Annotated in this window: 21 protein-coding genes; 9 read left to right on the forward strand and 12 right to left on the reverse strand. The window is 44.6% G+C overall.

Annotated features, from left to right (window positions below; translation table 11 throughout):
• Positions 1-127: 127 nt before the first annotated feature.
• The gene (gene pplA, locus LACSTY_RS11110) at positions 128-1,039 is read right to left on the reverse strand and encodes an extracellular electron transfer flavoprotein PplA (protein WP_049171243.1); all 912 of its coding nucleotides are present in this window, start codon (positions 1,037-1,039) and stop codon (positions 128-130) included.
• 287 nt (positions 1,040-1,326) lie between these two features.
• Here pplA and LACSTY_RS11115 point away from each other — a divergent pair, with 287 nt between their 5' ends.
• The 5 genes from LACSTY_RS11115 (at position 1,327) to LACSTY_RS11135 (ending at position 6,996) form a co-directional block, all read left to right on the forward strand.
• A complete protein-coding gene (locus LACSTY_RS11115) occupies positions 1,327-3,225 on the forward strand; it encodes an NAD(P)/FAD-dependent oxidoreductase (RefSeq protein WP_306390919.1) in 1,899 nt (632 codons plus the stop codon).
• Between the two features lie 187 nt (positions 3,226-3,412).
• Positions 3,413-3,859, forward strand: coding sequence for a NusG domain II-containing protein (locus LACSTY_RS11120; protein ID WP_049171238.1), 447 nt, complete (start codon positions 3,413-3,415; stop codon positions 3,857-3,859).
• Positions 3,856-4,419, forward strand: coding sequence for a Gx transporter family protein (locus tag LACSTY_RS11125; RefSeq protein ID WP_087912689.1), 564 nt, complete (start codon positions 3,856-3,858; stop codon positions 4,417-4,419). The genes LACSTY_RS11120 and LACSTY_RS11125 overlap by 4 nt, the downstream gene beginning before the upstream one ends.
• Positions 4,420-4,660: 241 nt before the next feature.
• The gene (locus LACSTY_RS11130) at positions 4,661-5,842 is read left to right on the forward strand and encodes an RNA-guided endonuclease InsQ/TnpB family protein (RefSeq protein WP_087912690.1); all 1,182 of its coding nucleotides are present in this window, start codon (positions 4,661-4,663) and stop codon (positions 5,840-5,842) included.
• Between the two features lie 176 nt (positions 5,843-6,018).
• Positions 6,019-6,996, forward strand: coding sequence for a polyprenyl synthetase family protein (locus LACSTY_RS11135; protein WP_162494869.1), 978 nt, complete (start codon positions 6,019-6,021; stop codon positions 6,994-6,996).
• 968 nt (positions 6,997-7,964) lie between these two features.
• Here LACSTY_RS11135 and LACSTY_RS11140 read toward each other — a convergent pair.
• The 8 genes from LACSTY_RS11140 to LACSTY_RS11175 form a co-directional block, all read right to left on the reverse strand.
• Entirely contained in the window at positions 7,965-8,651 is a 687-nt protein-coding gene (locus tag LACSTY_RS11140) for an NADPH-dependent F420 reductase (protein WP_087912692.1), read from the reverse strand.
• Complete coding sequence (locus tag LACSTY_RS11145; RefSeq protein WP_087912693.1) at positions 8,648-9,703, reverse strand: LLM class flavin-dependent oxidoreductase; 1,056 nt, start codon at positions 9,701-9,703, stop codon at positions 8,648-8,650. The genes LACSTY_RS11140 and LACSTY_RS11145 overlap by 4 nt, the downstream gene beginning before the upstream one ends.
• A gap of 623 nt (positions 9,704-10,326) precedes the next feature.
• Complete coding sequence (locus tag LACSTY_RS11150; protein WP_087912694.1) at positions 10,327-10,929, reverse strand: ATP-binding cassette domain-containing protein; 603 nt, start codon at positions 10,927-10,929, stop codon at positions 10,327-10,329.
• The gene (locus LACSTY_RS11155; RefSeq protein WP_087912695.1) at positions 10,898-12,400 is read right to left on the reverse strand and encodes a hypothetical protein; all 1,503 of its coding nucleotides are present in this window, start codon (positions 12,398-12,400) and stop codon (positions 10,898-10,900) included. The genes LACSTY_RS11150 and LACSTY_RS11155 overlap by 32 nt, the downstream gene beginning before the upstream one ends.
• A 6-nt stretch (positions 12,401-12,406) precedes the next feature.
• On the reverse strand, positions 12,407-12,934 hold the full coding sequence (locus tag LACSTY_RS11160; RefSeq protein WP_087912696.1) for a stage II sporulation protein M: 528 nt from the start codon (positions 12,932-12,934) through the stop codon (positions 12,407-12,409).
• A gap of 6 nt (positions 12,935-12,940) precedes the next feature.
• Entirely contained in the window at positions 12,941-13,222 is a 282-nt protein-coding gene (locus tag LACSTY_RS11165; protein WP_087912697.1) for a hypothetical protein, read from the reverse strand.
• A gap of 178 nt (positions 13,223-13,400) precedes the next feature.
• On the reverse strand, positions 13,401-13,559 hold the full coding sequence (locus LACSTY_RS11170) for a hypothetical protein (RefSeq protein ID WP_047105543.1): 159 nt from the start codon (positions 13,557-13,559) through the stop codon (positions 13,401-13,403).
• A 27-nt stretch (positions 13,560-13,586) separates the two neighbouring features.
• Positions 13,587-13,784 (reverse strand): ComC/BlpC family leader-containing pheromone/bacteriocin, encoded by a 198-nt coding sequence (locus LACSTY_RS11175; RefSeq protein WP_087912698.1) that lies wholly within the window; start codon positions 13,782-13,784, stop codon positions 13,587-13,589.
• A 466-nt stretch (positions 13,785-14,250) separates the two neighbouring features.
• Between LACSTY_RS11175 and LACSTY_RS11180 the strand changes: the two genes are divergently transcribed.
• The 3 genes from LACSTY_RS11180 to LACSTY_RS11190 are packed head-to-tail and all read left to right on the forward strand — an operon-like array spanning position 14,251 to position 15,247.
• Positions 14,251-14,505, forward strand: a complete 255-nt coding sequence (locus LACSTY_RS11180; protein ID WP_087912699.1) for an AbrB/MazE/SpoVT family DNA-binding domain-containing protein — start codon at positions 14,251-14,253, stop codon at positions 14,503-14,505.
• A gap of 1 nt (position 14,506) precedes the next feature.
• Positions 14,507-14,926, forward strand: a complete 420-nt coding sequence (locus LACSTY_RS11185) for a type II toxin-antitoxin system death-on-curing family toxin (protein ID WP_087912700.1) — start codon at positions 14,507-14,509, stop codon at positions 14,924-14,926.
• Between the two features lie 45 nt (positions 14,927-14,971).
• Positions 14,972-15,247, forward strand: a complete 276-nt coding sequence (locus LACSTY_RS11190) for a hypothetical protein (RefSeq protein WP_191981857.1) — start codon at positions 14,972-14,974, stop codon at positions 15,245-15,247.
• Positions 15,248-15,459: 212 nt separating this feature from the next.
• On the opposite strand, the gene LACSTY_RS11195 is transcribed toward LACSTY_RS11190, so the two are convergent.
• Positions 15,460-17,250, reverse strand: coding sequence for an ABC transporter ATP-binding protein (locus tag LACSTY_RS11195; protein ID WP_087912701.1), 1,791 nt, complete (start codon positions 17,248-17,250; stop codon positions 15,460-15,462).
• 138 nt (positions 17,251-17,388) lie between these two features.
• Between LACSTY_RS11195 and LACSTY_RS11200 the strand changes: the two genes are divergently transcribed.
• A complete protein-coding gene (locus tag LACSTY_RS11200) occupies positions 17,389-17,859 on the forward strand; it encodes a hypothetical protein (RefSeq protein WP_087912702.1) in 471 nt (156 codons plus the stop codon).
• Between the two features lie 459 nt (positions 17,860-18,318).
• On the opposite strand, the gene LACSTY_RS11205 is transcribed toward LACSTY_RS11200, so the two are convergent.
• Together LACSTY_RS11205 and LACSTY_RS11210 are read right to left on the reverse strand one after the other, a co-directional pair.
• Complete coding sequence (locus LACSTY_RS11205) at positions 18,319-18,813, reverse strand: macro domain-containing protein (RefSeq protein ID WP_225425935.1); 495 nt, start codon at positions 18,811-18,813, stop codon at positions 18,319-18,321.
• A 104-nt stretch (positions 18,814-18,917) separates the two neighbouring features.
• Positions 18,918-19,457: an NYN domain-containing protein gene (locus LACSTY_RS11210; protein ID WP_010492225.1), complete on the reverse strand. Its 540-nt coding sequence runs from the start codon at positions 19,455-19,457 to the stop codon at positions 18,918-18,920.

Here is a 19,457-nt window from a genome sequence, read left to right on the forward strand (position 1 = left end):
GAGCCATTATACGGGGTTTTGTAGGCATAAGAAAAGAACCTGCTCAGAAGAAGTATTCCGAACAAGTCCCTACTTAAGCTACTAGACTAACAATCAGTCCAACCGCATCGATCGTGAAACCAACAAATTAGTTGTTGTAAACAATGTTGTCAACTTCGATCTTGTTCGTGTTGCCATTTTGTGCAGCATTGACCAGTTGATCAGCATATAAGATGAAGGTATCGGAACTGTGGGTCGCACCGGAAACCACATCAACCTTGGCTGGTGACTGCTTAGCAACCAACGACTTATTCAGTTCCGGAATGTATTCCTTCGGGCCGACTTTATTGACTTTCTTCATATTAGCTTCGTACTTGGTGTCAAGTGTCTTGGACTTGCCATCTTTATTGACGTTGTCATAGTTACTTTGCGTAATCTTGCCGTCCTTGACGGTGATGGAGAAGGTAACCCGATACCCATTGAAGTAGTTCTTTTCTTCAAGTGTATAGGTGCCGTCTTTCATCTTGCCGGTATTGTTCACTTCAATCGGCTTGGTGTCACCGGCTTGGGCAGCCTGAATCAATTGTTGTGCATAGTTCTTGAAGGTCAGGCTGGAGTCAGTCGCACCTGAGATCACATCAATTGCCCCAACATTTGTCCCGTTCTTCTGGAACGACTTGTTCAACTCAGGAATATATTCTTTTGGACCAACCTTGACTTTGGACTTCATTGACTTTTCATAAGCAGCGTCCTTGGTCTTGGATTTACCATTCTTGTCAACGTAGTCATACTTAGTAGAAGTAATCTTCCCGTCTTTGACTGTCATGGCCATTTCGACTTTATAGCCATGGTCATAGCCGGTTTCATTCAGCTTGTAAGTACCATCCTTCAGCGGACCGCCGGCAACTTGCTTTTGGGTTGATGACTTCTTCACCACTTTGCTGCTGGAAGCCTTACTGCTGGACGAATTTTTGCTGCTTGAACTACTGCTGCATGCACTTAAAACCAAAGTGGACAGTGCAACAACGGCTGTCCCCGTCACAACTTTACTTAACTTCATGACATTTACCCCTTTTGCAGTTCATTACTGCGATATTGTGTTCTCAATCACATATTTAGTTTAGCCAGTCAAGTCAAAAAAATCAACTAAACTCAGGTATTATAAGCGCTTTCTCATTTTCTTAGATTTGTTTCGAAAGCGTATTTTTGTGTCTTTTTACACAAAAATGTCCGGATTTGGAAAAAGAGAGCTAGAACGTTAGACATTAAGCGAAATTAAAGGCTATAATGACTTGGATACATACTTCACAAAAGTATGGATATTGCAAATGGTAAGGAGTGTTATGCATGGCGAAAACCAATATCGTCGTGGTTGGCGCGGGGTTTGCCGGGGTTTATGCGACAAAGCACCTGGCCAAGCACTACAAACGCAACAAAGACGTGACGATCACGCTGATCGATCGCCACTCGTACTTCACTTATGTCACCGAACTGCACGAAATCGCAGCGGATCGTGTTCCGGAAGATGCGATTCAATACGATTTGCAGCGGCTATTCAATCGACGTAAGAACGTCAAGATTGTCACCGATAACGTGACAGGTATTGACCGCGATAAGAAGGAAGTGGTCACGGAAAACGGCCGCTTCCCTTACGACTATGTGATCTTGGGGATCGGATCACAGCCAAATGATTTCGGAACACCAGGCGTTGCCGAACACGGTTTCACTTTGGGTAAGTGGGAAGACGCGATTCGGTTGAAACGCCACATTGAAGATGTCGTGCGGCGCGGTTCCGAAGAACACGATCCGGCTAAGCGCAAAGCTCTTTTGTCAATTGTCATTGTCGGTTCCGGCTTTACCGGTACCGAAACTATTGGCGAGCTGCGTGACTGGCGCGATACCCTCGCCAAACAGTACAAGCTAGATCCGAACGAAATCCAGTTTAGCCTGATGGAAATGGCGCCGACGATCATGAATATGCTGGATCGTTCAGACGCGAACAAAGCCGAACGTTACATGGAAAAACGCGGCATCAAAGTCATGAAGAATACCGGCGTTGTCGGCGTTCATGAAGACCATGTCGATCTGAAAGACGGTTCCACTTTTCCAACATGCACGCTGGTTTGGACAGCAGGGGTCAAGGCAACGGATCAAGCCAAAGATTTCGGCTTGAAACAAGGTCGTGCTGGCCGAATCCTGGTTAAGAACAACATGGAATCGCAAGACGATCCAAATATTTACGTTGTTGGTGATGTCTCACTGGTTGATCAAGACGGCACTGGCCGCGGCCAACCGCAAATCGTTCAAGGGGCCGAAGCAACCGCGCATACTGCCTTGACGAACATTGAAGCCAAGCTGGAAAACAAGGAACAGATTGAATATAAAGCCAACTATTCTGGCTTCATGGTCAGCTTGGGTTCCAAATATGGTGTTGCCAACATCATGGGCTGGCTGCATCTCTCCGGTTTCTTTGCGATGTTGATGAAGCACTTAGTCAACATGCTCTACTTCATCCAAATTTATTCCGGTTATTATTTATTCCAATACTTCATGCACGAATTCTTCCGGACCCGCAACGAACGTAATATGTTCCGCGGCCATCTTTCCCGTCAAGGCAACGTACTATGGACGGTACCTGCCCGGCTCACGTTAGGCGCGATGTGGCTGATTGATTGCTGGCCGAAGATTCAAGGCAAGGAGTCATGGTTTATTGATAAGCTGCGCCTGCCATTTAGTTGGCTGCAGCCAGCTGCGACCAGCGGTGCTTCTGCCGCCGGTGCCGATGCTACCAGCGCCGCATCCGGAGCTGCAGCCGGCGCGGCCAAGGCCACCAAGACTGTCTTTTCACTTTCCTATCAGTACGGGAATGATCCGATGATGGTCTTTGATAAGATGCCGAACTGGTATTACAGCATTACCAAGACCTTGATTCCTAACCAGCAAGTGGCGTTCTTCATGCAAAAAGCGATGACGATCATGGAAATTCTGATCGGCCTCGCCTTGATCGCCGGCCTGTTCACTTGGTTAACCTCGGCAGCCACCATTGCTTTTGTCGGCGTGTTCTGCCTGAGTGGCATGTTCTACTGGGTCAACATTTGGATGATTCCGATGGCCTTTGCCTGCATGAACGGCTCCGGCCGCGCGTTCGGCCTTGATAAATGGGTTGTCCCTTATCTCCAGAAAGTCTTTGGCAAATGGCGCTATGGAACACCGCAATCACTTTACGGTACCGATGCACTCAAATAATTGTCACGATAACGCGTTTACCGGCGCAGAAGACTCTGGGTGGATTTTGCCTAGAGTCTTTTTTCAAGAGCGGGAAGCTGCTGCGGCCATGTTCTGTGGTGTGCAGCGCTCCCCGTCCTTGACGTTCACGTCCATCTTTTCATTGACCGATGCGAACAACTGATTTTTGTTAGATTGGAGCTTGACTATGAAACGGCCGAATACGTTCAAACGCTATCTTAAAATGATTCGTCCTTTTGACTGGATCATTGTCGGCGGCCTGTTTCTTGCGGCCTTCATCCCCTACCTCATCTTCGGCATTCAGGAAAATCAGCAGCAACAAGAAGCCTCGCAGCGCGTTTTAACAGCCGTGGTGACCCATGATGGCCACGAAGTCTATCGGAAAAGGTTAACCGGCCACACCGGCACGACCCAATTCACTTATCGCGCCAAAGACGGCGACTGGAATAAGATCGAAGTTCAAGGTGCCGGAGTTGCGATTACCGAAGCCAACTGTCAGGATCAGGTTTGCGTCCGCCGCGGCCGAATTACCAAACCCGGACAAACCATTGTCTGCCTGCCGCACAAGTTGTTGATTGAAATCAAATCCAACAAAGGCGGCAGTAACAACACGGGAGGTATGGTGACCGAATGAGCATTTATAAAGCCGACCGCACCCGGCAATATATTTATATTGCCTTGCTCTGTGCCCAAGGCGTCATTATCGGCTTACTGGAGCGCATGATTCCTTTCCCGTTTGCGTTTGCGCCCGGTGCCAAACTAGGCTTAGCCAACCTCATCACCATCATCTCGCTGTTCACGATGTCCATTTCGGATAGCTTCGTCTTGCTGTGGCTGCGCCTTTTACTCACCACTTTGCTAGGCGGCACCCTGTCAACGTTCTTGTACAGCGGGGCCGGGGCACTCCTGTCTTGGCTGGGGATGCTGCTCATCAAACAACTGGGTGAAAAACGCGTCAGCATGATCGGCATCTCGGCCGCGGGTGGCATTTTGCACAATGTCGGCCAGCTGCTGGTGGCATCGTTGATCGCCCAAAGCTGGACGGTGATGCTCTACCTGCCGATCCTGGCATTTATGGGCATTCTCGCTGGCATCGCAGTCGGCATTGCGGCTAATTTCCTTTTTGAACACATTGATATCTTACGTCGCCTGCGCTACGACCGAAGCAAGCAACGTAAAAAAGGAGGATGTTAACAGCACTCAAATATGACGAACCATATGGAATTAGGCGGTACAACATGGACAGAATAATTAAGTGGAAGCTGTCCGTGTGTTCAAACCAAGTTAACTAGCGAAATGTATTGACAAGAGCCTGAATCGGTACTGTATGATGGTTCTTACCAAAGTTCCGTTAGCTAGCCTTGGGTTGAACGGCTTACTCTGAGCTTCCCCTCAAGTGGCGTTTAACCAGCTAATTGAGAGGAGGTGACAACTTTTGATTAAAATGCATAAGATTAAACTCTATCCCAATGCAACCATGCGGCGTGAACTGGAGCGGTTGTTTAACTATCGCCGGTTTTGCTGGAATCAAGCCCTCGAAACGCGGAATGCCATGTACGATGCGTCCCTAGTGATGGCCGATAAAACTTTGCGTCCTAATGAACGCAAAGTGCGGGACGAACTGGTCTGGAACAAAGCCGATTGGCAGTACGAACAGTCAGCCCGAGTTTTGCAGCTTGCTGTAAAGGATCTAGGTAAGGCATGGAAGAACTACTTCAATCCAAAGATGCCAGATCACGATAAGCCCAACTGGAAATCTAAGAAACGATCCCGCAAAACGTTCAAAACGGATCGGGCGCAACTTGTGAATGGCAAGTTACGTTTAGATAAACCTCATGGTGCTGGAACGTGGTACGACATCAAACTAGCCGAGCAACCTCGTTGGCAAGGTCAGCTTAAACAGGTATGTGTCGTTCAAGACGCTGACGGTTACTATGCTTCCTTTTCAATCGAGGTTCAGACTTCTGTTGAAAAGCGGCCGGTTCTAACGGTCACTGGCGTTGATGCCAACATCGGCAAGTTTGACTATCAAACGTCAACTGGCTATGCCACCCAACCCACCTTACCTGACCGCCTGCCAGTGCTTTACGCCCGCATTGCTCATTATCAGCGCCAATTGGCCCGCAAGCGGAAAGTAAGTCCCAAGCATTTTAACTCCAAGGCTTATCGCACAACGAGAACCAAGTTGAAGCGTCAATACCAACGAGTTGAGCGGATTCAAACGGATTTGCTGCAAAAGTTTACGACTATGCTCGTCACTGATTATGACCTCATTGGGATTGAGGATCTGGATAATCGCCATATGCGCATGAATAAACGTCTCGCGAAGAACTTGCATCGATCATTGTTTGGTAAGTTCAAAGTGATCATGCAGTACAAGGCTGACTGGTATGGCAATACGTTGGTGCTGGCGGATCAGTATTACCCCAGCACCCAGCGTTGTTCACGCTGTGGTTATGTGAAAACCGCTGATGAACGGGTCACGCTACGCGGCAACTTAAAACATCGAACTGGTCATGATGACTATCATTGTTATCAATGCGGGGTGAAGCTGCGGCGAGACGAAAATGCGGTTGAGAATCTAATTGCTTATGCAAAATCAAAGGTTACGGGGTAGGCTATACCCTTAAAGTTCAGGAGACGGTCACTGTCATGATGATTTATTTCAGAGTGGGAATACCGTTGTTGACGGGACTAAATGAAATGTAGGATTGTCAATCAAGAAAGGAAATATATAAAACCTTTATTGGTGTCAAAGAGACATTCTTCCACGTTTTATATAGCAGCGACACCATGAAAATTCATCCCATGTGGCATGAATACCCGACGTTGGCGCCTGAATTATCCTCAGCACTAACGTTAATTGAAAAACAGATTACCACCAACAATACGCCAGTGGCTGAAGCTATCCTGGAGATGATCAACGGCGGCGGCAAGCTGTTGCGTCCGGCCTATTGTCTGCTCTTTTCGCGTTTTCAGGATACGGATCGGGAGAAAATGATCGCCTTGGCAGCAGCGATCGAGACCTTGCACACGGCAACGCTCATTCACGATGACATCATCGACAAATCGCCAACCCGCCGCAACCAGATCACGATTCAAAAACAATTTGGCCCGGAAACCGCGGTTTATGCCGGCGACTATCTTTTCGTGGTGTGCTTCAAGCTCCTGGCCCATTACGCCTCCAGCCTCCGCAGCATTCAACAAGACAGCGGCAGCATGGAGAAGATCCTCAAAGGCGAACTGGATCAAATGGCCACCCGCTACCAAACCGACATCACCATTGATGACTACCTCAAACAGGTTTCCGGCAAAACCGGTCAACTTTTTGCCTTAAGCTGCTTTGTCGGTGCCTACGAAAGCGGCGGTAGCAACAACTTCGCCAAAGCTGCCGAAAAAATCGGCATGGACATCGGCATTGCCTTCCAGTTGCTCGATGACATCCTCGACTATACAAGCAACGGCGACACCCTCGGCAAGCCGGTTTGCGAAGACGTCCGCAGCGGGGTCTATTCCGCCCCGTTGATTCTAGCCATGCAGCGCGATCGCCAAGCCTTTTTGCCGTTGCTGGCCAAAAAGGATCAAATCGCCGATGCGGAAATGGATACGCTCCGTGATTTGGTCATCCAATATGAAGGCGTCAAGCAAGCCTACGCCATGGCCCGACAACATACCGATCAAGCCATCGCCGGTTTAAAGAAGTTGCCGGCCGGGTCGGCGCAGGATGATCTGATCCGCTTGACGGGAAGTTTGCTGAACCGGAAAGCTTAGACATGTTTAATTGAACGCAAAAAAGAAAACCCACAGTGCTTTCTCACCATGCCAATTGGCGGATGAGGAAACGTTGTGGGTTTTTGTTCGAAGCTTCGATCAATCTACTAGTAAGATTGTAATCGGTTAGAACGTTAGGCAATTGGTAACGCAGAGGTGGGCTATCAGGTAGAATTTCGTTTAGCTAGCAAAGCTTAAGAGACTAACAGCTTTCTCCATGGGAACATTTAAGGCCACAGACCCAAGATTTGACCGATGCCGCTTATGATACAAACAATTCCTAGACTAATAAGACCAAGCCTCCGTTGTTTGATCATCTCCGGGCGTCTCCGATACTTTAACCAAGCTGCGTCAATAACCCCGAGAATGGTAAACACAATCACCATAATTAAGGTGAAAAGGACAATTCTGACGGGCAAGGGTAAGTTGTTCATTAGTTTCTTCCTCCATGCAGGGCTTAACGTCTCTACAAGTAGGCTACTACATGAACTGCAAGAATAGCCAAGTTAAAAATTAACGTTGCTTATGTGCTATAAAACGCTTGTTATTCTACTCAGTACATTTAATGTTCTTTATACCAGCAATCGCAGATCAAAAAAGCGCACAGGCTTATACCTATACTGAATTACTGCGATATAGGGATAAGACTGTGTACTTCTTATAAATATAAAATCGTTTACTTAAAAATTACCCGTAACAAATCTTGGATAATTGGTGAAGTTATCAAGCCAACAACAATACCACCTAGGAAAAGCGAAATATAAACAGCCGTCTTATTGGTTGATCTCTTGTTCTTCATTCTTTCTCCTCCAACACAGTAGACACCCCAGACATCCAAAGATCTTGCTTGTTATTGTCAGTCTAACAATTGCATTTCATTTAAACAATCAATTATAGAAGCAAAAACAAGGCATCTCAGCCTTCAAGAAGCTGCATGCCTTGCTTTTATGCCAAACTCCCGTCACCTATTAATGACTATGAACTTTCGCCGCTATCCGCTTACCGAACTCGGTCTGATCAAAGTGATCGATGATGTTCTTAACCTCAGCGTAGCGCAGGCTGGCGCCGAATAGCGGACTGCCTGGTTCGGTCATGATGCCATCTGCCAGATTGTTGTGGACAACCGTGTCGAAGCCCATTGTATCGACAAAAGCGGCCACTGTAGCGACAGCGTCAGGATCGTTGCCGGTGACGAAAAGTGCCTTCCGTCTCGAGTCGCCTTTTGGCCGCGCCTCTTCTTGCAGATTGTGGTAACCCATGTGATTGAACGTTTTGACAATTTTGGCATCTTTGAAATAAGCCTGAACCTGTTCGCTGGAAGTCGTGTCCGGATCTAAGACTTCTTCGCGAATGCCGTCCGTTTCCCACCAGTAATTCATGGCATCGATGACCAGTTTACCTTTCAGCAAGTCAGCATCGATGTTCTTGTAGCGACTAAGTGGAATCGCCAGCAGGATGATGTCACTGTTGGCAACGACATCCGCATTCTCTGACGCAATGGCGCCGGGAACTAAGGTTTTAATGGTTAAGGCGATTTTCTTGACGGATCCCGAACCGGAAATTCGCACTGTGTAGCCGGCATCCAGCGCCAAACCAGCCAGCACGATGCCGACTTTTCCTGCGCCAAGAATACCTACGCGTTGAATGACCATTATTTCACCGCCGCCTTTTCTGCCAAAATTTCTTTAACCCGCGGAATGACTTTCGTACCATACAACTCAATCATCCGCTCGCGCTGAGCTGCGGTCTGGTTGCCGGCACCATAAACGAGATCGAAGCGGCCGAGATCGAGCAGGTCAATTGTTTCGGCCATGCGCCGCGCAACGGTTTCGGGATTGCCGACATAGAATGAACCTACCTTGGTTTCACCGTCAAACTGTTCACGACTCATCGGTGCCCAGCCACGGGTCAGCCCAATGCGATCAAAGTTGGCTTTGATATTTTTAAACGCAACTTCGACAGCTTCATTCTCGTCATCAGCAATGAACCCATGCGAGTGCACGGCAATTGGAAATTCCGGCTTGCCGAGTTCTTTGGCAGCTGCGTGATATAGCTCAATATACGGCTTGAACCGGCTGGCTTGCCCGCCAATGATCGCAATGATCACTTTGTAACCGAACTTAACCGCGCGAATCACGGATTCCGGCGAGCCGCCAATGCCAATGTAAGTCTCAAGTTTACCGTTTTCGGTCTTCGGATAAACTTCCTGATTTTTCAAAGCGGCACGGAACTTGCCCGACCAGGTCACTGCCTTTTCATTGCGCAAGACGTCGTATAATCCCAATTTCTCATTGAATAGGTCGTCATAATCGGTTAAGTCATAGCCGAATAAAGGAAAAGACTCGGTGAACGAGCCGCGTCCCAGCATGACCTGCGCTCGCCCATTGGACAGCGCATCCAAAGTCGCGAACCGCTCATAAACCCGCACAGGATCATCGGAGCTGAGCACGGTGACCGCCGTTGCCAACTTGATCTGCTTGGTCACTGCTGAAATCGCCGCCAAAACCGTTTCCGGACTCGAAACGCTATAGTCCGGCCGATGATGTTCGCCAACCCCAAAGACCTGAATGCCCAAGTCATCGGCCAGCTCACCTTCGCGCACAATCTGACGAATGGATGCAGCGGCGGTCTGTAAGCTTCCGTCTTCATTTGCCACAATGTCACCAAAAGTTTCAAGTCCAAACTGTAAATGCTCAATGTCTACCATCAAAAATGCCTCCCATGCGTGTTACTTACTTTTTGTAAGCTAGTAACGACATCATAGAATATTTTACGCGAGAAAGCAACCAAGAGATTTTATCAGGTTCTCCAATAGCAACTTTGGAAGAGTCAAAATATAGCACATCGGATGACACGCCAAATATTACAATTTGAGGCTAAGTTTCATCCCATTTCAAACAGAAAAGACGACGAAATTGCGGTTTCGCTGTCTTTTCTCCTTAAATTATTGAAAGATTGTTAATACGACTTAGCTGCGCAGCGATTGGGCTGGCAACGCATTGCTAAACCAAAGAAGCACGGCATTAACTCCGCCAAGTTCGTAGTTTTAAACGCGTCCCTGGTGCAAGCCAAGCAACTCACCGCGTGGATTAATTGGTTTTGGAAAAATAAATTCTTCCCAATATGACAGCAATGAGGATCCATCCAGTCATCTTTAAATACTCGCCCCATATTAAATGTCCGTATAGAACGCGATCCATGAGCATGTTGAAAAGAATGACGAGTGCCCAAACCGCGACGCCAAATAGAAAAGCCTTACCTTTTTTTGTGATACTTACCACCCCTAATGCGCCTAGCCAAGAGAAACATAACCAACTTGCCAATCGACCTTTACTCGCAGATTTGCACTGGATGATAATCTAATAAATCAGCATTCTGGTTAACATGAGTAACGAAAAGAATAACTGAGCCTTCTGTAGCCATTTCATTTATCAAGTCCACAATGCATCGCATGCCACTCGTATCAATTCCAGAAAAGAACTCATCAAGCATCAACATTTTGGGCTCTTGAAGCCAAAACAAGAGAAATGTTAATTTCATGACTGTGCCTAGCGACAGCGCCGACGTTAGTTCGTTGTAATATGCTTCAAGTTTCATCTTTTCCAGTAAATACTGCAATTTTGCCAGCCTTTGTCGATTGATTTTGTCAAAGGAAATCAAAAAATCCACATGTTCTTTGGCGCTTAAGTTGGGATCCAGTATATTCCCGTCATGAAGATAAATGATCTCCTCTCGCATTAAATCAGTGTCGATTACCCCTTCGTTTGGTAATAGGTCAAACGCGAGTAACTTAAGGAGCGTCGTCTTTCCAACCCCGTTCGACCCCATGATTCTATAGATGCTTCCCGAGGAAAAATGCAAAGAAAGGTCTCGAAATAGTACATTATCATCGTAAGAAAAGCTAACGTTCTTCACCCGAACCTGATTGCCCATATCTTCCCCTCTTTATACATAATGAGACCACTGTTAGCAGAACTAAGACACTCAGCGTTGCAGTGAGCGTCATTGCAGTTTCCAAAATGATGAATAGTTGTATATTGATTCTGTCGACAACAAGTAGCGTCAACGGCAAAGCACTACAAGGCGCAACAAAAGCCAAAGAGATACCCTCAATAATCGTTCTGAAAGATTTTACACGAAGCTGCTCTCTAATTTCAAAAGCATTGGTATCATGATTTCTCGTATATCCCAGTAAACCCGTCAATTGATAAACTACTGCCATTAAGTAAGAGATACTAAGGGTGGCCAGAATTTGTAATCCCACTTCCAAAAATGAAAGTCTTTTAATCCAGCTGAAAAGTAGGATCAAAAAGACTAAGGGCATTAATTTAACGGTGAGGTACACCAGAAAGGAACATAGACACCGACGTACAAGCACGTCTAAGTGATTATTCCAGATAAATATTTGTTTATGAACATTTATTTCAAAATAACCTGGAAGATTATTAATAATCGTCTGATACAGAACCATGGTGCTGTAATAAATTGTGACAAACACGACCAACAACGAGTATCTTTCATCTACGCTGCTCATTAGAAGTGCAAGCCCACTACTGCTGATAAAATAAAACCATGTGCCAATCTGTCCAGTATCTTTGATCGCTAAGAAAATAGCATTTTTCACTGGATCCTTCATGTAAGACCACTTGAAACTGATTGGCTTACGATATTTGTAAAGTCCAAAGAAGACTATCAAAATCAATACTAAAAATAGCACGTACTGCGGTTCAAAGCTGAAAAAGGATGCAGCAGTTAAAATTTTTTCGTTTAAAAAAATTCTTATAAACTCGACGCATAAACTTTTCCCCACACTTGCTGTGAATACAAATGCAAAAATAAGTACAAGTACATTCTTTACAAGCTCGTTCCTCAGCCACTTCTCCAATGAAAAGTGCATAAAAGTAATGAGTGCAATGCCCAATGTCGCCAGAAAAAGACTGCAAGAAAGCCAACGAACGCCGCGGAGATTTTCTATAGTCAGCGTTATAAGAAAGAGCAAAAAGGGTATTCGCGTCATGGAGATGATTGCTCTTATGCAAAATGCAGCCTTCAACAAACTTGAGGAAATGCCCGAACGCACTCCGAATCTTATTATTGGTTGATTCAAGGACATAAGACAAAGTGACTTTAAATCCTGATAATAAATTAGGGCATTGACCGCGACAAGAATTCCAAGTATTTCAGGAACATTTAAAGTGAACCCAGACCACACCATCATAATTTTCTTGATATCGTCAAGAAGGACTCCTGATATCAAGATTTCTCTAAGAGTAATTATTGAAGCGGCCAAGCCGGATAAGTTGATAACTCCCCAAAACCAAACTGTCTTTCTAGCGGATAATGTATCAACAAAAGGAACGCCAGAAAGACCTCTTTTTAACGAAACCGCCAATACCTCAATCATTTTACGTCATCTCCAAAACAAGGGCGTTACAAACGTTTCTAGGCTGGCTGAAATAATGAGTAATATCAGTATGAGCACTATTGTATTTCTAAATGCCAACCTCTGTGTCCGAATCTTGAGATTAATTCGCTGAAATCCCATATTTGCCGCAATCATTAGCGCACTAAGTTCAACTAATCCGTGAATACTTATCAGGCCAAGAAAGTACCAGACTTCACCAGTTGTATAGATATTCAGCGTTAGCACAAGGGAAATGGACACTGCGTTTGCTAACAATACAATCACTGTTGATACTTTATACAAGAAGAACCCACTTATTAATAAGAGTGAAACGAAAATGTTTTTCATTAGGATTCTAAAAAAGCAAAATTCAGTAACTTGACTTTTCAAATCAACAGGCAAGTTTTGGGGAAAATGATACGATGATAGAAAAAGGCTGATTGCGATTGAAATAGTAATTGCGGTGAATATAAATAAAGAAAGCGGACACAAAATTGCCGTTTTCTTTAACAGAAACACTTTGGACTTTTTCACAACTAATTAAGCTGCAAGAATTAACTTCTTGCCCCCACTTTTAAACGCTTGCCGCACAATATACGCGATTAGGCCACCGCCACCCAATAACGTAATAATCGCTGCTGCACCCATACCGGCATTCAAAAACATTTCAATAGTCTTCCTAGTCTCTCGACTCAAAGGAACTGCTGCAGCAATATCAGCGACAATTGCGTTGTACCTAACTGCAACCACAAGCACGATAGCAAACGCCGCCACTGCCAAGACAATCGCCGCTTTGCGATGACGCAAAACCATATGACTCATATTTTTCTCCTTTTATGTTTAGACTGAACCGTTGTAAATCGAGATAGTAGCCTTCAACAAGAATAATGGCAGTAAAGTCACGGAAGTCCGATAGACCATGGCCTCATAGCTAAAGCTGTTAAACATCTTTGATAGCTTTAACCCTGCCTCTTGTGAATAGCACGCCATCATAGGTTTATTACGGCCTTTCCCAGCCTTGCTTAAAGCCATCAATCAGCTGGTCAGCATGGTTAAATGCATCTGTCGCCAGAATGCCTAGAATCGTTGCTACCGGAATTGCGAACGGTAAGAAGCCACCTGTAATCTGGCAAAGTTCGGAATCTTTTAAGTTGGTCATGACGCTCATCCTTTCTTTTGACTCATCCTATGGCAAGTTTTCTTTTCGTTTGAGCTCGTTTAGAACATCGATGCTAAGGCTCATTGCGGGTGCCACAAAACCACCTTGAACCCAGCTTCGTGCAATCGCTCCGAGTCCCATGCCAATGTAAGTCCAAAAATTATCAGTGCTGCCTCCACTGATCCGTTCCAGGCGGCTATCATCCAACGTCACGAATTGTTGCATGGCGTTTCCTCCATTTCTTCGACTTATTCACAGCCGATATATTTAAACTTTTTAGGGTGCTAGCTTCCCTAAACACAATATACGATAGGTTTGAGTTCATCTGATCAATTAATTTTAAACGTCGGTATTTTCAACTTTTTCGCAGTGGTTTTAACCAAACAAATTAAAATTCAACGAAAAAATCCGATTTTGCGACGTTTATTTTTTCCCCGATTTTTTTGGCTGGATCATCTTTAGTCGCCCCAAGAGCATTAAAACGGACGCTATCCCGTGTTAACCGCCGAATCTTGCTGATCATTGTTCTATGGATCGTTGCTTCACCTGGGATGGCAGCAAAATCAGCTATTTGTCAGACTCTCTTGAAAAATTGACAGAAACTAGTGTGTACCATGTCATACGTCCCCCGTTTCTTAGTACAATGTGATAAACTGTTAAATGTAAGGAATAAGTAAGGAGGATACTGAATATGCAGGATTCAAAAAGCGATGCTGTTCGCGCGACCGTGTCTAGCAAGGGACAGGTCACAATTCCTTCAGAGATACGGCGGCGCAGTGGTATCAAGAAAAATACCCAACTAGAATTCAGTATGCAGCCAGATGGCGATTTAACTGTGCATGTCGTTCATGCAAAGGAAGAGGATAACGAAGAAAAGTTGATCAAGACGATTCACCGCTTGCAAAAGCAGTACAGAATAGGTCTGGACTACTTGAAGGACAAGTAGCATGGAATATTTAACTCAGAACGAAATCATCGCCATCAATGCGATTACCCAAACAGCCCAGCATCAACAGCCTAGCATCAGAGATGCAGAAGCATTGGACTATATCGTAAAGTCGGCAAGGCAAGAAGCTTTTGGAAATCTGCTTTATGACACCATAGAAAAGCTTGCCGCTTTCTACTTTGTGAAACTAATCAAAAAACATGTGTTTAATGATGCAAACAAGCGCACTGCTTATACAGCCATTTTCCTGTTTTTAGAAAGAAATAATTATCGGTTGCCCTCCAGTAAGGAATTCCAACTACAATTTGCCGAGTTAGCTATTGCGATTGCAAGCACAGATGGTGAATCAGAAGCTTTGTGGAATAGCGTTAAAAGCTTTTTTACCCAAAATATCAGTTTAGTGGATTCTTCAGACGCTTAGCTATTCCACCGTGACTAGCGTATGCTCGACTTGAAGGAAGTGCCCATGATGACTGATGATACATATGATGATCCCGGCGGACTTTTCCGGCGCGGTTTAACTATCCGCCAAGTCCACGGCAATCTGCATGAAACAGCAGTTGCTTATTTTGAAAATAACAGATTGGACATCCGGATGCCCAATCTTATGACCATTTTGAAACCGACATACAGCATGCCGCAAGAATTCTTTGAGCTGATTGATCACACCAACAACCGGCTGCGCGCCTTGAGTATTGAAATCAGTAACGCCCATCAGCAGATGGACACCGTTACCCATTGATCCAGTGTCGCTTGATTTGAAGCGTGAGTGAGACTTTGTCAGAATAAATGCCGGAACTATCTCATTTCCCGCCTTTTTCTTTGGTGTGATTTGTCTTTATTTGCAAAAAGCTCTAAACGCTGACCTACTCCAATGAATAGATTAGCGACTCTTTGTGCTTCGTAAGAATAGAGACTGCCATGTATTGTGGATTGCACAGGTGCTGAGGTTCATTAATCTTTAGCTAATCCAGCAACATAGCCTTCTGCTTGCATATGATACATATCTGAATATTCTTTGTTCGTAGACATCAGATCCTTATGTGGAGCAAATCCAGCAATTTGGCCGTTTTTAAGGAATAAAACACGATCTGCCATTGTGACAGATGATAGACGATGCGTAACGAAGATAATGGTTTTGTTTTTACTAAGTTCATAAAAACTTTTGTAGACTTCGAATTCGCTCCGAGGATCGAGTGCCGCTGTGGGCTCATCTAAAATTGCCAAACTTGCTTCACTATCTTTATAAAATGCACGGGCTATTGCAATCTTCTGCCATTGCCCTCCTGATATTTCAATACCGTCTTCATATTGTTTGCCTAAATGAGTGTTTAGCGTGATGTCCTGAGCCACGAAGTTTTTATAAGCGCTCGCTTTATTAAGTGCACGTATGACGTCAGCGTCCATAATGTTTTGCTGATCTGCAATCCCTACGCTTTCTCTCAACGACAAGTTGAACTTTGAGTAATCTTGGAATACGACGCGAATGTGATTTCTGTAGTTGTCGAGGTCCAATGATGGCAAGTGTATGTCATTGATAAATATGGTACCGTTACTTGGGTCATACAACCGAAGAATAAGCTTTATTAAAGTAGACTTACCTGAGCCATTTTCTCCGACAATTGCAACCTTTTCTCCTGACTGTATTTTAAATGAGACGTTTCGGATTACTGTTTTCTTGGTTTCGGGGTAGGCAAAAGAGACATTCTCGAATTTAATCTCGAACGGCCCAGCCGTGAATTTTCCAGGATGGGCAAGGCGCAAGGTATCTGGCTTGCTTAAAAAAGCATAGTATTTTTTCATAAACAAAAGTGAATCATATAAGAGACTGGATCCTTCAACAATCGCGCTTAGATTTTGACCAAATGCGACAACTGCTGCTGTGAAAGTGAGGAGAGAAGCAGGTTCGTAAGTTCCCGCTGAAATTCCTTGAACAACAAGATACAAGGAGATGATTAGTGCTGCACCATTTGTAACGGAAAATAGAGCGGACACCCGCATTTGTTTGAATCTTACCTTCCGTAGTTCTTGATGAATTTGGCTAAAGGTAGTTCTATACCTGTTTATAAATAAATTAAACGCATTGAAGATTCTGACCTCTTTTGCATCCGTATTAGTAAGCAATGTTTGGGCATAATATTGCATTTTTCGAGACTTAGGACTGCGATCCACCATGGTTTCAAAAGCATCTTGCTGTATCTTATAAGAAACGATGGCTTGAGGGATTGCCGGAATAACAACCAAAACTATTATCCACCATTGAAATTGCAACAATAATACAATGTAAGAAATTGTTGTAATGACGTCACGCAAAAGTGAGAGACTGAAAACGATGAGATTAACTGGACGCCACGAGGCCTCAGATCTTATGAAATCAAGCTCGTCATAATAGTGTGATGTCTCAAAGGTGGAAATACCTTTGAGAGTTTTGGAGTGCAGCATTAGAGATAAATTGATATGTGCAACTAATCGATCAGTAAGCAGTCCTTGCGTTAGTGTGACGATAGGATTAAAAATTCCAACTAACATGACTGATACCCCCCACACGCTTAAGGCTCCAGAAAATGTTTTGTTACCTGTAATGTCTGTGAGTAAGCTTTGTGAACTAGCAATAATTGCGGCTGGTAATACTGACTGCAGTGGAATTAGCAAAAAAAGAATAGAAGCATAGAGAGGGGAAGCTTTAAAAAATTCGGTAGTGCTCTGAGCGTAAAGGCGAAAAAAGGAAATAAATTTAGTCTTCATTTAGCTAACCTCGTAAAATCTCATGTTATGCAAGAAGCTTCTTTACTTTTGGATTATATCATGATATCCTCGCCTAAAGTTCATTTTTGCTTAATGATTTTTAGTCCTTTTTCGTTCTTTTTAGGGGGGGTAATTGTTATGGAAAATGTTTCTTCGCTATTTAATACGGCTCCTGAACGTCTGCAAGATCCAAGTAGCGCAACTTCAGTAAACCCTCGAACATTTATGGTCACTTTTGTCAGTCATGATGCTGATACGGAAGAAGCTCCAACAATTAACGGCAAAGTTCTTCGAGCGGGTACAATGTTAATCCACAACGACCGAATTGAAACGCGTACAGGCCGAGTTGAGGTGCGTGACAACTTTGGAGCAGTCTTCCGGTTACGAGCGAGAAGTTCATTTGAGATTAGCTTGACGGAAGATGGCTATGAGCCGATCATGGACGGCTATGTTTATAAGTTCCGGCGTGGTCCAATGCCCAATGTTTTAAATTGCGCAAAGTATTGTACTTCATGTTTCATTTGCGCTTTTGTTGCGGTAATTGAACCTCTCAGCGAAACTGCAGACAGGTATTATTCTTTCTTTTGGGACAGGAAACAATATTTTTGAATATGACGAAAACGGTAGAAAATTTACGATTGCTGTCCTAGATGAAGATGAGTATGCAGAGCTGCACTTTGATGCTCACGCCGCTATGCGACAACGATACACTGTTAAGAACAAACAACGTATCAGCGATGAAGAATTAGATCGCGTTACGCAAGAATACATGAATGATCGTTATTGGTTGTAAAGGAGTACTTCGGGTTTTATTAGTTATTATGTGGCCCTGTCTATGGGCCTATTTTTATACGCGAAATTTCGTCCAGTCTGAAGGCCATATTATGATATGGTATAGTTTTTATTTTATAATTGTCTCATTCTCATTGAAGCAAAAACCGCTGTTCTGGCTAATCGCTTATATTAAAGCGATTAGCCAGAACAGCGGAATCTTTTTGACAAAAATTTAATTTAATTCATTCACAAACTTTCATTCCTTTAAGGGAATATTGAAATTGCAGACATCATCTACGACAAAAGCGCAGATTGAATCTCTCCTACATTTGAAAACTCCGGCAAGTTACGAGCCTGACGATAAATATGAATATATACATCAATCGGTAACTTACGCAAATACTTCTCCATTAGCGGCTTTACTTCACGATCCCAATCAAGACCACCATTTCCGACTCCAAGCTGCGGGAAAGCGATGGATTCAATGCCCCGTTCCTTATAAGTTTCCACAAATTTTTGCAGTCCCTGTTCGATATACTCGAGCTTTGATTTTTGGCGCCAATCGGTTTTAGTTGGGAAGTTTAATATCCACTTGTTATTTGTCTTATAGATCCAGAGCTTTCCAACCGTTAATTCTCCCGTCTCGCAAAGGTGTTGATATTCCTTAAACATTGCAGGATAAAGTTTTTTAAATTGCAGAGCAATCCCCTTACCCATGACACCGACTGTGTTGACCGTATTGACTAAGACCTGGGCTGGGCTTTCAAATAAGTTAGTATCTACGTACATGAGCATGGAGTCGCTCCCCTTTCTACAATACCTATCAGTGTCAGTATAACATGGCATTTGTTCGATTTAGACTAGCGTACATTATCAGGTATAGAAAAAACATCCTACTCCTTCGGCTTCGGCCGCCGCTCCAGATGCCGGCGCATTTTATCCAACAGAAATAACTGGTCATTATTCCATGGGCTGTTGCGGCGGGCGAGGTGGGCAGCATAGTTGGCAGTATCGTGGTTGAATTCACGATCGGAACGCTGAACCTCTTTGAGGAAATCGCGCGAACTAATCCGGAGGGCGCCGCGGGAGAACACGGTCCACTGTTCCGCCTGATCGCTGGTGACGACCACGAGTTGCACGAGGGGCGAGTTCATTTCCTGGGCTAACCGTTCGATGTAACTATCCGCGGTTTCGTCTTCTTTGGTGAAGACCACTTGCAGATCCCACTTCGCATAGCTTTTGCCGATACCAGGTACATACATGGCATCGAAGACAACAATGATTTTGGCGTTTTCGTGGCTACGGTATTCTGCCAGGATGTCCAGCAGCCGATCGCGGGCAACATCGAAGTGATCTTCCGCTTTCAACTTGGCCAGCTCCGGCCAGTTTCCAATGACGTTATAGCCGTCGACAATCAAAATGTGTTCGCGCAT

The sequence above is a fragment of the Lacticaseibacillus styriensis genome, assembly GCF_030770295.1.
GTDB classification, from domain to species: domain Bacteria; phylum Bacillota; class Bacilli; order Lactobacillales; family Lactobacillaceae; genus Lacticaseibacillus; species Lacticaseibacillus casei.

What these genes read in the sequence shown, in the direction of transcription:
- LACSTY_RS11135 (WP_162494869.1), top strand. Translation starts at nt 6,019, where the DNA reads ATGAAAATTCATCCCATGTGGCATGAATACCCGACGTTGGCGCCTGAA.
- LACSTY_RS11155 (WP_087912695.1), bottom strand. Translation starts at nt 12,400, where the DNA reads ATGATTGAGGTATTGGCGGTTTCGTTAAAAAGAGGTCTTTCTGGCGTT.
- LACSTY_RS11200 (WP_087912702.1), top strand. Translation starts at nt 17,389, where the DNA reads ATGGAAAATGTTTCTTCGCTATTTAATACGGCTCCTGAACGTCTGCAA.
- LACSTY_RS11190 (WP_191981857.1), top strand. Translation starts at nt 14,972, where the DNA reads ATGATGACTGATGATACATATGATGATCCCGGCGGACTTTTCCGGCGC.
- LACSTY_RS11145 (WP_087912693.1), bottom strand. Translation starts at nt 9,703, where the DNA reads ATGGTAGACATTGAGCATTTACAGTTTGGACTTGAAACTTTTGGTGAC.
- LACSTY_RS11150 (WP_087912694.1), bottom strand. Translation starts at nt 10,929, where the DNA reads ATGGGCAATCAGGTTCGGGTGAAGAACGTTAGCTTTTCTTACGATGAT.
- LACSTY_RS11195 (WP_087912701.1), bottom strand. Translation starts at nt 17,250, where the DNA reads ATGAAGACTAAATTTATTTCCTTTTTTCGCCTTTACGCTCAGAGCACT.
- LACSTY_RS11180 (WP_087912699.1), top strand. Translation starts at nt 14,251, where the DNA reads ATGCAGGATTCAAAAAGCGATGCTGTTCGCGCGACCGTGTCTAGCAAG.
- LACSTY_RS11115 (WP_306390919.1), top strand. Translation starts at nt 1,327, where the DNA reads ATGGCGAAAACCAATATCGTCGTGGTTGGCGCGGGGTTTGCCGGGGTT.
- LACSTY_RS11205 (WP_225425935.1), bottom strand. Translation starts at nt 18,813, where the DNA reads ATGTACGTAGATACTAACTTATTTGAAAGCCCAGCCCAGGTCTTAGTC.
- LACSTY_RS11120 (WP_049171238.1), top strand. Translation starts at nt 3,413, where the DNA reads ATGAAACGGCCGAATACGTTCAAACGCTATCTTAAAATGATTCGTCCT.
- LACSTY_RS11210 (WP_010492225.1), bottom strand. Translation starts at nt 19,457, where the DNA reads ATGCGCGAACACATTTTGATTGTCGACGGCTATAACGTCATTGGAAAC.
- LACSTY_RS11175 (WP_087912698.1), bottom strand. Translation starts at nt 13,784, where the DNA reads ATGCAACAATTCGTGACGTTGGATGATAGCCGCCTGGAACGGATCAGT.
- LACSTY_RS11165 (WP_087912697.1), bottom strand. Translation starts at nt 13,222, where the DNA reads ATGAGTCATATGGTTTTGCGTCATCGCAAAGCGGCGATTGTCTTGGCA.
- pplA (WP_049171243.1), bottom strand. Translation starts at nt 1,039, where the DNA reads ATGAAGTTAAGTAAAGTTGTGACGGGGACAGCCGTTGTTGCACTGTCC.
- LACSTY_RS11185 (WP_087912700.1), top strand. Translation starts at nt 14,507, where the DNA reads ATGGAATATTTAACTCAGAACGAAATCATCGCCATCAATGCGATTACC.
- LACSTY_RS11125 (WP_087912689.1), top strand. Translation starts at nt 3,856, where the DNA reads ATGAGCATTTATAAAGCCGACCGCACCCGGCAATATATTTATATTGCC.
- LACSTY_RS11170 (WP_047105543.1), bottom strand. Translation starts at nt 13,559, where the DNA reads ATGACCAACTTAAAAGATTCCGAACTTTGCCAGATTACAGGTGGCTTC.